Origin of the sequence: Streptomyces sp. NPDC091387 (genome assembly GCF_044756945.1) — a bacterium.
Taxonomy (GTDB): Bacteria; Actinomycetota; Actinomycetes; order Streptomycetales; family Streptomycetaceae; genus Streptomyces.
In genome coordinates, this window is the sequence record NZ_JBIVTZ010000018.1 from 101,827 (window position 1) to 111,292 (window position 9,466).

The following is a 9,466-nucleotide window of genomic DNA, read 5'->3' on the forward strand; positions in this document are numbered from 1 at the left end:
CCCTGTGTGTCGGAAATTCGGTTGCGTCCGAGCCGCGGGGACGTCGATCATGCCCCGTATGCACCATAAGGGGGAGGGTCGGTGAGCGCCCGGCTGCGCGGCATCGCGCGAGAGACCGAGTCCATCGTCGAGGCGGGCTTCTACCGCACGCCGCAGGGGCGTGAGGTGAGCATCGAACGGGCACTGGCAGCCGCCCTCTCGGGCACCAGGCTGTACGGCCCCGAGCCGGTTCCGGTCGCGTCGCTGGACCGCGACCGCACCCCGGTCATCGAGGTGACCGGCGAGAGCAGCCTGCGGGCGGCCGCCCGGATGACGGGCGAACGGCCGGGCAAGGTCGCCGTCCTGAACTACGCCTCGGCCCGCAACCCCGGTGGCGGGTACCTCAACGGGGCCCAGGCGCAGGAGGAGGCCCTGTGCCGCGGCTCCGCGCTCTACGCCACCCTGCGGCGGGCTCCGGAGTACTACGCGCACCACCGCGCCGAACGCAGCGCCTTCTACACCGACCGGGTCATTCACTCACCGGGCGTGCCGGTCTTCCGCGACGATCGCGGCCGACTGCTCGACACCCCGTACACGGCCGGATTCCTCACCTCGCCCGCCCCCAACGCCGGGGTGATCCGCCGCACCGCCCCCGGCTCCGCGCACCTCGTCGCCGCCGCGCTCGCCTCGCGCGCCGAACGGGTGCTGGAGGTCGCTGCGGTGCGCGGATACCGCAGGCTGGTGCTGGGCGCCTGGGGCTGCGGTGTGTTCCAGAACGATCCGGTGGAGGTGGCGGGCGTGTTCCGCACGCTGCTCACCGACGGCGGCCGGTTCGCGGGCCACTTCGAGCAGCTCGCCTTCGGCATTCTCGACCGCGACGGCGATTCGCCCACGAGGGCCGCATTCGATCGCGCGTTCGGGAAAGCGGCTCAACCCTCACCCTGAGGTTGAGCCATAGGCTTCGGCGTCAGCCGCCCCGGCCGGCCTGGGCCGTTGGGGGCGGCCTGAGCGGCCCGGCACGGTCGCACGGGGGCACCCATGGACGCGACGGGCCGCGGAAGGCCGTCACTTCCAGCCGTAGAGCTCCCGCAGCCGATCGGCGACCAGGCCGAACCTGTCCCGGTCCAGGGCACACGCCTCACGCCGCATCCCGTCCTCGTGCACCCGCAGCACCCGGTCCAGATCGACCCAGGACGGGCGCCCCGAGCTGTCCCAGGGCCCGGCGCCCAGCGCCACCCACTCGCGGTCCTGGTCGTGCTGCTTGCTGGAGAGCTGTACGGCGAGCAGGGTGCCCGCCCCCTCACGTGCCACGACGAGGACGGGGCGGTCCTTGCCCCGCCCGTCGTTCTCCTCGAACGGCACCCACGTCCAGACGATTTCGCCTGGGTCGGGATCGCCGTCCCGGTTGGGGGCGTACGAGGCGCGGACAGGGCCCACGTCGTGCGGGTCGGCCTGGGAAGTGGCGCCCGGACCACTGCGGCCGGGGAAGTCGGTCGAGCCGTCGTTGATGTCGCTGCGGTGCTGGATGGTCATCGCAACACCGTAGAACCTGCACGGCCCCACGCGTGGAGCGGGTCCGCGAAACGGGCCGCCGGACGGCATCCGGCCGACCGGCACCCGAGCGGACCACACCGGGCCGTACGGCCCGGCGCACACCTCGGGCCGAGGCCCGCACCGGGCCGCACGGGGGCCGGAGCGTACCCGTACCGAACAGGTCTGCAAGACTGCCCGACGCGATGATTCAGTTACCCGAGCAGCCCGCCGAAGGCCCCGTCCCGACCAGCGCCGACGTGGCACGGCTCGCCGGGGTCTCCCGGGCCACCGTGTCGTACGTACTGAACAACAACGCGGCCGTACGGATCAGTGATCCCACCCGCCGCCGGGTGCGGGAAGCGGCTGCCGAACTCGGCTACGTACCGCACGCGGCCGCCCGGAGCCTGCGCGCCGGACACTCCCGCATGGTGCTGCTGCCCACCGGGAACTTCCCCTCCGGGCCACTGCACCAGCGCTTCCTGCACGAGCTGGAATCCGGACTGCGCCGCCTCGACTACACCGTGGTCCAGTACGGCTCCCTCGGACTCGACGCCGACGACGCGGCCCGCGCCTGGGCCGAGCTCCGGCCCGTCGCCGTCATCGTGCCCGGTTCCGTCCCCCTCGCGCCGCAGGGCACAGCCGTACTGCGGCGCTCCGGCGCCAAGGCGGTGATCACACTCGGACCGCAGCCGGTGGCGGGCACCCACGCCCTGATCATGGACCAGCGCAGGGTCGGCGGCTGCGCGGTCCGCCATCTGCTGGAGCGCGGCCGGCGCCGCATCGGCGTGGTGATGCCCCAGGAACCGGGCCTCGCGCTGTTCGCCGAACCCAGACTCGCCGGCGCCCGGCAGGCCGCCGACGGCGCGGCCCGGATCGAACCGCTGCCGCTGCGCCACGACGAGGAATCGGCCGCCGCGCTCGCCGCCCGCTGGCGCGGACTCGGCCTGGACGCCGTCTTCGCCTACGACGACAACTACGCGATGCTCCTGATGCGGGCACTGCAGGACACGGGCATCGAGGTCCCCGCGGAAACCGCCGTGGTGGGCGCGGAGGACCTGATGCTGGGGAGGCTGCTGAGGCCCAGGCTCAGCAGCGTACGGATGGAACTGGACACGGTGCAGCCGCTCGCCGACCTGGTCGACCGCCTGGTGCGGCACCCAGGGAAGGAACCCGAGCGGCACGACCTGCTGCGCGCACGGGCCGTCCACCGGGAATCGAGCTGAACCGGCCCGCCAGCGCGGCAACGTGCGCCGCGGACCTCCCGTGCCTAGCGTCATGACCATGAGCCATCCGCAGAGTTACGAGATCCTGCTGGTCCCCGAGTTCACCGACAGCGAGGGCGCCGACGTCGGCACCTCCGGCGTCGGGCAGGCCATCCGGTCCGCGGTAGTGGACGCGACCGGTGCGACGGGCGAGACCGGCTACCCCCGCTACGCCGGCGAAGGCATGGTGGCGGACATCGACCCGGCGACGCACACCGTCGAGGCACTCCTGGTCGACGGCTCGGAAATCGACTACGGACTCTCGGTCCGGATCTCGGAGAAGCACACGGACGGCTGAGGCCGCCCCGCGGCAAGGCATCGGGGTCCGGCCGTCAACGGCCGGACCCCGATGTGCTTCCCGCGCGTCCGCGGGACGCCTACTTCTGTTCCTTCTGCTCGTCCTCGATGGACTTGCGGACCTCGTCCATGTCCAGCTTCCGGGCCTGGCCGATGACATCCTCCAGCGCGGCCTCGGGCAGCGCGCCCGGCTGCGAGAAGACCGCCACGTTGTCACGGACGATCATGAGCGTCGGGATCGACCGGATCTCGAAGGCCGCGGCCAGCTCCTGCTGCGCCTCCGTGTCGACCTTCGCGAAGACCAGGTCCGCGTGGCGCTCGGACGCCGAGTCGTAGACCGGCGCGAACTGCCGGCACGGGCCGCACCAGGAAGCCCAGAAGTCGATCAGGACGAACTCGTTCTCGCTGACGACCTGATCGAAGTTTTCCTTGGTGAGCTCTACGGTGCTCATGCTCTGCTACCTCTTCCTGTGCCCGTGCGGACGTGTCCCCGGACAACGGTGCCTGTGCTTTCACTATTCCGCCTGCCCATGTGGCCGCCGCGCACACCCACGACCAAAATGGTCCTCATGACACATGCTGTGGAGCCAGTCGAGTACGACGTCGTGGTCATCGGTGCAGGTCCGGTGGGTGAGAACGTGGCGGACCGGGCCCGGTCCGCCGGGCTGAGCACCGCGATCGTGGAGTCCGAGCTCATCGGTGGTGAGTGTTCGTACTGGGCCTGTATGCCGAGCAAAGCCCTGCTGCGCCCGGTCGTCGCCCGCGCCGACGCCCGCCGCGTCCCCGGCCTCAGCGGCTCCGTGCAGGGCCCGCTGGACACCGCGGCCGTCCTCGCCCACCGGGACGCGTACGCCTCGCACTGGAAGGACGACGGGCAGGTCGCCTGGCTGGAGAACATCGGCGCGGACATCTACCGGGGGACCGGCCGGCTGACCGGGACGAAGGCGGTCTCCGTCACGGCACCCGACGGCACGGAACACCGGCTCACCGCCCGGCACGCCGTCGCCGTCTGCACAGGCAGCCGGGCCGTGGTACCCGACCTGCCCGGAGTCGCCGACGCCCGTCCCTGGACGAGCCGTGAGGCGACCAGCGCCAAGGAGGTGCCCGGCCGGCTCGTCGTCGTCGGCGGCGGAGTGGTCGGTGTGGAGATGGCCACCGTGTGGGGCGCCCTGGGCGCCGAGGTCACCGTGCTGGTCCGCGGTACGGGGTTGCTGCCCCGGATGGAGCCGTTCGCCGGTGAGCTGATCGCGGACGCGCTGACCGACGCCGGGGCCGATGTCCGGTTCGGCGTCTCGGCCACCTCCGTACGGCGCCCGGCCCCGGACGGACCCGTCACCGTCGAACTGGACAACGGCGAGAGCATCGAGGCCGACGAGATCCTCTTCGCCACCGGCCGCGCCCCGCGCACCGACGACCTGGGGCTGGAGACGGTGCACCTGAAGCCCGGCTCGTGGCTCACCGTGGACGACAGCTGCCGGGTCGAGGGCACCGGCTGGCTCTATGCCGTCGGTGACGTCAACCACCGGGCGCTCCTGACCCACCAGGGCAAGTACCAGGCCCGCATCGCCGGGGCGGCGATCGCCGCCCGCGCCGAAGGCGTCCCGCTGCCGGAGACGGACCGCTGGGGCGCCCACGCGGCCACCGCCGATCACGTCGCCGTTCCCCAGGTCGTCTTCACCGACCCGGAGGCCGCATCGGTCGGCCTCACTCTTGCCGAGGCGGAGCGGGCGGGCCACCGGGTCCGGGCCGTCGACCACGACCTCGCGGCGGTGGCGGGCTCCGGTCTGTACGCGGACGGCTACCGGGGCCGTGCCCGCATGATCGTCGACCTCGACCGGGAGATCCTGCTCGGCGTCACCTTCGTGGGCCCCGGCATCGGCGAGCTGCTGCACTCGGCGACCGTCGCGATCGTGGCGGAGGTCCCGATCGAGCGCCTCTGGCACGCGGTCCCCGCCTACCCGACGATCAGCGAGATCTGGCTGCGGCTCCTGGAGACGTACCGCCGTTAAAGCTAGACGGCGGAGGTATGCATGTGTGGTATGGCGGAGAGAGTGATCGAACGTGCCTACGACGGTTGCGGACGTTGCTACATCGGCGTCCGTCGTCTCTCCCAGATGTCAGCTTCAACTTCCTCCCCCGAGCGTCAGCGTGATGACGTGCTCGCTACAGTCAAGGCTGCGGGCGGGCATGTCATCGCGTGGGCGGACGACTGGGAAGTGTCGGGTGCTACCGATCCGATGACGCGGCCCAGGCTGGGGCCGTGGTTGCGGGGTGAGCGGGGTCCGTACAACGGCATCGCGGGTGCCGCGGTGGACCGCCTGGGACGCAATCTCGTGGACTGCCTCAACACCGGCTACATGATGCGCGACACCGGGCTGGCCCTTCTCACGTACGGGCACGACGGGCCCTGGAATCTCGACGACCCGAACGACGAGAACCGCTTCACCATGGAAGCCTGGGGCGCTCAGATGGAGCTGCGTGCCATCCAGCGTCGCAACCGCGACGCGGCGGTGAAGGCACGCGCGGCGGGACGCGTCAAGGCAAAGCCCTCCTATGGCTACCGCTACGTCCGCCTGGTGCCCACCGGAGCCGTGGACCACGTGGTACTGCACGAGCACGCCGCCTCGGTGATCCGAAACGTCGCGCGACGCATCCTCGCTGACCCGGAGAACGTCACCCCGTCTTCCGAGGCGGCGAGGCTGACCCGCGCCGGTGAACTGTCGCCCTCCGACCACCGCGCCGTCATGTACGGCCGACCGGCGACCGGTGCGCCCTGGATGTCATCAGGGGTTCGCGACATCCTCAGGTCCGAGGCAGCTCTCGGGTACCTGATGCACAAGAACCGGCCCGTCATCGGGTCCGACGGGCACCCCGTACGAATAGCAGAGCCGCTCTGGGACCGTGCTACGCATGAGGCTCTACGCCGTGTGATCAAGCAACGCGGAGACAGCCATCCCGGGGGCGCGCGCGTCCGCACCCCTGGTTACTTGCTTGCGGGCTTGGCCTTCTGCGGGCAGTGTCACGGGCGACTCAAGACCAATGGCGCCCCATCGCAGAGGGTATCGACGTACTACTGCAACGATCGAGTCCTCGGAAAGCGGAGCGCGAAGGACTGCCGTCCAGCTCCCTCCTTCGCGGTTCGGCATCTTGAGGAGCTCGTCGAGAACTGGTTCCTCAGCGAGTACGGGCATGGAATGATCATGGAAACGGTCTTCGACGCCGGGGACGGCTTCTCGGAGCGGATCGCCGAGGTCGAGGCTGCACGCCGCCGATTGCGGTCCGACCGAGAGGCCGGCCTCTTCGATGCCCCGGACGACGCGGAGTGGTTCCGCACCCGGTACGCCGACATGGGGCGCGAGTTGGACAAGCTGCGACTGGAACCTGTCCGGCCGGCCGGCATGGTGACGAGGCCTACTGGAGAGACCGTCGAGGGGCGGTGGCAGAAGGCGCCTGACGTACAGGCTCGGCGGGAGGTACTCCGACGCCAGGAACCGGATGCCGAGCATCTGCTCCATCCCGGCCTCGACCCGCCGCTGTAGCTCCACCTCCAGCGCCACCGTCGAGCTGGGCAGCTCGACGTCCCGCCCGTTCGCGTCCCGCCGGAACAACATCAGCTCGGCCACCAGTACGACTCCTCCCATGATCCCTGCACGAGCACCAATCGATCGGGCGACTCAGGTATTCCGGAGATCCGAGTCGCTGAACATGGTGGATAGCCCTGCGGCGAGGTGGGCCTATGAGGGAGACTGTCGAAGTACGACAAAGGCTAGTTCCTGGGCCCCGTTGCGTGGGCTGCCAACCAGAGGGCCGGTCAAGGCGGTCACTGCACGCGGGGTATTGGCTGACGCCGGTGGACAGCCGGTGGACGGACGCCTTTGGGCTGTGCAGCATGACGAAGGACAGGCCGGGTCCACGCACCCATTCTGATCAGGCAAAACGCGATAGCGCGGCATCGCGAACCACGAGACAACATGATCGCTCACGGTCTTGTAATGCGTAGGTCGTTGGTTCGATGCGGCAGGGATTCCTCGGAAACCCCAAGTCACGCATCCTGTTTACCGGGCTCCTTTCGTATTCACTGTTGATCGCTGCATCAGAGGCGCCGTGGAGGGCCGTTGGCGGCCCGCCCTGAGCCGGTCAGCGTTGGCTTGCCCCGTAGGCGATCTTCGTCTCAGGGGCGTCGGGTCACCGCCATCACCTACCCTGGAGTTCTGGCCCGGCGCTGCGCTGGAGCTGCGATCCTCGGCCGCCCGGAGGGGGGACCGTCACCGCAACGTGCCGCCGGGATGTCGTCCCTTGGAGGGGTGTAGCCGATCTTGGCGGGGATGTGCGCCTGTTCTGAGCCATTGTGTGCGTCGACTGCCTGCGAATGCTCCCTGAGAACGAGGGCGGACACCGTGTAACTGTTGTGGTTGAACGGGCAGTTCGGCCCAAGGGAGTACACGGTGGCCTTGTCCCAGCATGACCTTCTTCGCCTGCTGGAGTCACTGCGTTCGGCAGATGGTCTTGAACTCGTGCGTGAAGTCGCCGAGCTGCTGTTGCAGGAGCTGATTGAGGCCGAGGCCACCGTGCAGATCGGTGCGGAGCGGAACGAGCAGACGACCACGCGGACCGGCTACCGCAGCGGGCACCGAGGCAAGACGGTGACCACGCAGGCCGGTGACCTGGAGCTGGCGATCCCGAAACTGCGGGCCGGTAGCTTCTTCCCGAGCCTGCTAGAGCGCCGGTGCCGCATCGACCAGGCCCTCTACGCGTGATCATGGAAGCCTACGTTCACGGCGTTTCCACCCGCAGCGTCGATGACCTGGAAGCGCGCGGGCGTTCCGGCCACCCCGCCCGGCCCCGCCCCGGCACCGCCCACACGACCAGGTACGACGGCACCTGCACCTGTTCCACCTCCTGCAGAGCTGCTCGCCGCACACGGAACACCTCGACGCGGGCATCGCCTCGCGCGGACTGCACGGTGAGGAGTACAGGGGCCGGGCTCCGGCCCTGCCGCGGACCGTCAGGCGCCCGGCGTGGACCACCGCTGGTTCGCGCTGCCGTTGCAGTCCCAGAGCACTAGTTGGGTGCCGTCGGTGGTCGAGGCGGCGGGGTCGTCCAGGCATCGACCGGAGACGGGATTGCGATAGCCGCCGTTGAAGGGCTGTCACTGCTGGTTGGTGCCGCCGTTGCAGTCCCAGATCTCGATCCTGGTGCCGTTCGCGACGCCGCCGCCGGTGACGTCCAGACACTTGCCGAGGGCGCGCAGCGTGCCGTCGGCGGGAGTCGTCCACGACTGCGCGGTGCTGCGGTTACAGCTCCAGATCTGGGCCGGGGTGCCGTTGGCACCGCTGGCGCCCTTGACGTCCAGGCACTTGTCGACTACGCCGGAGCGGACCGGCCCGACGGCCACCGGCTCGTGGAGCCAGCCGGCGGAGTCGGCCGCCTGGATACCGGCGTCGAAGGCGTCGGCCATCTTGCTGAAGCCGTTGTCGTTGGGGTGCAGGGCGTCGGACAGATCCGCGGTCGTGACGGCGCTCATGTCGACCAGTCGCACGTGCTTGCCAGCGGCCTGCTCGGCCTGCACGATTGCGGGCAGCGCCGCGTTGAAGGCGGGCCGGACAGCCTCCTCGTTGGCGCTGTTGGAACGGATCACCGTGCCGACCAGCACGGTCGCGTCGGGGGCGGCCCGGGTGATCCGGTCGATCAGCGCGTGCATCCGGTCGGGGGCAGTGGGGACCTCGTAGTTTCCGTTCAGGTCGTTGGTGCCGATCTCCAGCGTGATGACGTTGGGCCGGTAGGTGGCCAGCACCGAGTCCGCGATGCCGGCGATCTGGTCGATCCGCCAGCCGGAGTGGCCTTCGTTGTCCGGGTCGGACATCGGGCCGTTGCGGCCCGAACCGACGAAGTCCAACGAGTGCCCCTCGGCCGCCAACCGGTTCCACAGGTAGCCGCGGTAGCTGTTGCCCGACGGGCTGCCGATGCCCCAGGTGATCGAGTCGCCCAACGGCATCACCCGCAGGGCGGTGGGCGTCGCTGCGGCGGCAGGGGCCGCCGTGGTGCCGACCGCGGTCGCGGGCAGCGCCATACATGATCCGAACGCGATGACCATCCCTGTGAGAAGGCCGGCTCTGAGGTACCTCATGTCGCTTCCTTTCCGGGTGGGGCGGTGCGGGAGGAGGCACCGCGGTGCCCGCGCTCCGCCGGATTCCGTGGTGGGTACGAGGGCCGGGGCGTGCGTCGACCTTGCGGCGGTCACCCCGGCCCACGTCAGCTGTCGGAGGCGTGGGGGGCGGGGGCCCCCCCCCCCCCCCCCCCCCGGGGTTGGCAGGTCGGGTGGTTGCACCCCCGGTTGGGGCCGCCGGCGGAGGGCCCCGGGCCGAGGGGGGGGGCGTGGTGGGGGTTTTCGGCGG

8 protein-coding genes and 2 pseudogenes are annotated in these 9,466 nt (G+C 70.4%); 6 read left to right on the forward strand and 4 right to left on the reverse strand.

Annotation, left to right across the window (positions count from 1 at the left end; all coding sequences use genetic code 11):
- Nucleotides 1–81 precede the first annotated feature (81 nt).
- Entirely contained in the window at nucleotides 82–924 is an 843-nt protein-coding gene (locus ACIQM0_RS31700; protein WP_401293286.1) for a TIGR02452 family protein, read from the forward strand.
- Nucleotides 925–1,044: 120 nt separating this feature from the next.
- On the opposite strand, the gene ACIQM0_RS31705 is transcribed toward ACIQM0_RS31700, so the two are convergent.
- The gene (locus ACIQM0_RS31705) at nucleotides 1,045–1,512 is read right to left on the reverse strand and encodes a type II toxin-antitoxin system PemK/MazF family toxin (RefSeq protein ID WP_401293288.1); all 468 of its coding nucleotides are present in this window, start codon (nucleotides 1,510–1,512) and stop codon (nucleotides 1,045–1,047) included.
- A 203-nt stretch (nucleotides 1,513–1,715) separates the two neighbouring features.
- Here ACIQM0_RS31705 and ACIQM0_RS31710 point away from each other — a divergent pair, with 203 nt between their 5' ends.
- Nucleotides 1,716–2,735 carry a LacI family DNA-binding transcriptional regulator gene (locus ACIQM0_RS31710; protein WP_401293291.1) on the forward strand — a complete coding sequence of 340 codons (1,020 nt, stop codon included), beginning with the start codon at nucleotides 1,716–1,718 and terminating at the stop codon, nucleotides 2,733–2,735.
- 58 nt (nucleotides 2,736–2,793) lie between these two features.
- Nucleotides 2,794–3,072, forward strand: coding sequence for a hypothetical protein (locus ACIQM0_RS31715; protein ID WP_401293293.1), 279 nt, complete (start codon nucleotides 2,794–2,796; stop codon nucleotides 3,070–3,072).
- Between the two features lie 79 nt (nucleotides 3,073–3,151).
- Here ACIQM0_RS31715 and trxA read toward each other — a convergent pair whose 3' ends face one another.
- Nucleotides 3,152–3,523 carry a thioredoxin gene (gene trxA / locus ACIQM0_RS31720; protein WP_393608592.1) on the reverse strand — a complete coding sequence of 124 codons (372 nt, stop codon included), beginning with the start codon at nucleotides 3,521–3,523 and terminating at the stop codon, nucleotides 3,152–3,154.
- Between the two features lie 117 nt (nucleotides 3,524–3,640).
- Here trxA and ACIQM0_RS31725 point away from each other — a divergent pair, with 117 nt between their 5' ends.
- The 3 genes and pseudogenes from ACIQM0_RS31725 to ACIQM0_RS31735 all read left to right on the forward strand — a co-directional run.
- Complete coding sequence (locus tag ACIQM0_RS31725; RefSeq protein WP_401293296.1) at nucleotides 3,641–5,080, forward strand: dihydrolipoyl dehydrogenase family protein; 1,440 nt, start codon at nucleotides 3,641–3,643, stop codon at nucleotides 5,078–5,080.
- Between the two features lie 42 nt (nucleotides 5,081–5,122).
- Nucleotides 5,123–6,610 (forward strand): recombinase family protein, encoded by a 1,488-nt coding sequence (locus tag ACIQM0_RS31730; protein WP_401293299.1) that lies wholly within the window; start codon nucleotides 5,123–5,125, stop codon nucleotides 6,608–6,610.
- A 906-nt stretch (nucleotides 6,611–7,516) separates the two neighbouring features.
- A pseudogene (locus tag ACIQM0_RS31735) lies at nucleotides 7,517–7,878 on the forward strand (transposase); the annotation flags it as partial.
- 198 nt (nucleotides 7,879–8,076) lie between these two features.
- On the opposite strand, the pseudogene ACIQM0_RS31740 reads toward ACIQM0_RS31735, so the two are convergent.
- Nucleotides 8,077–8,187: pseudogene (locus ACIQM0_RS31740) on the reverse strand (RICIN domain-containing protein); the annotation flags it as partial.
- Between the two features lie 33 nt (nucleotides 8,188–8,220).
- A complete protein-coding gene (locus ACIQM0_RS31745; protein ID WP_401293302.1) occupies nucleotides 8,221–9,198 on the reverse strand; it encodes a GDSL-type esterase/lipase family protein in 978 nt (325 codons plus the stop codon).
- Nucleotides 9,199–9,466: the final 268 nt, after the last annotated feature.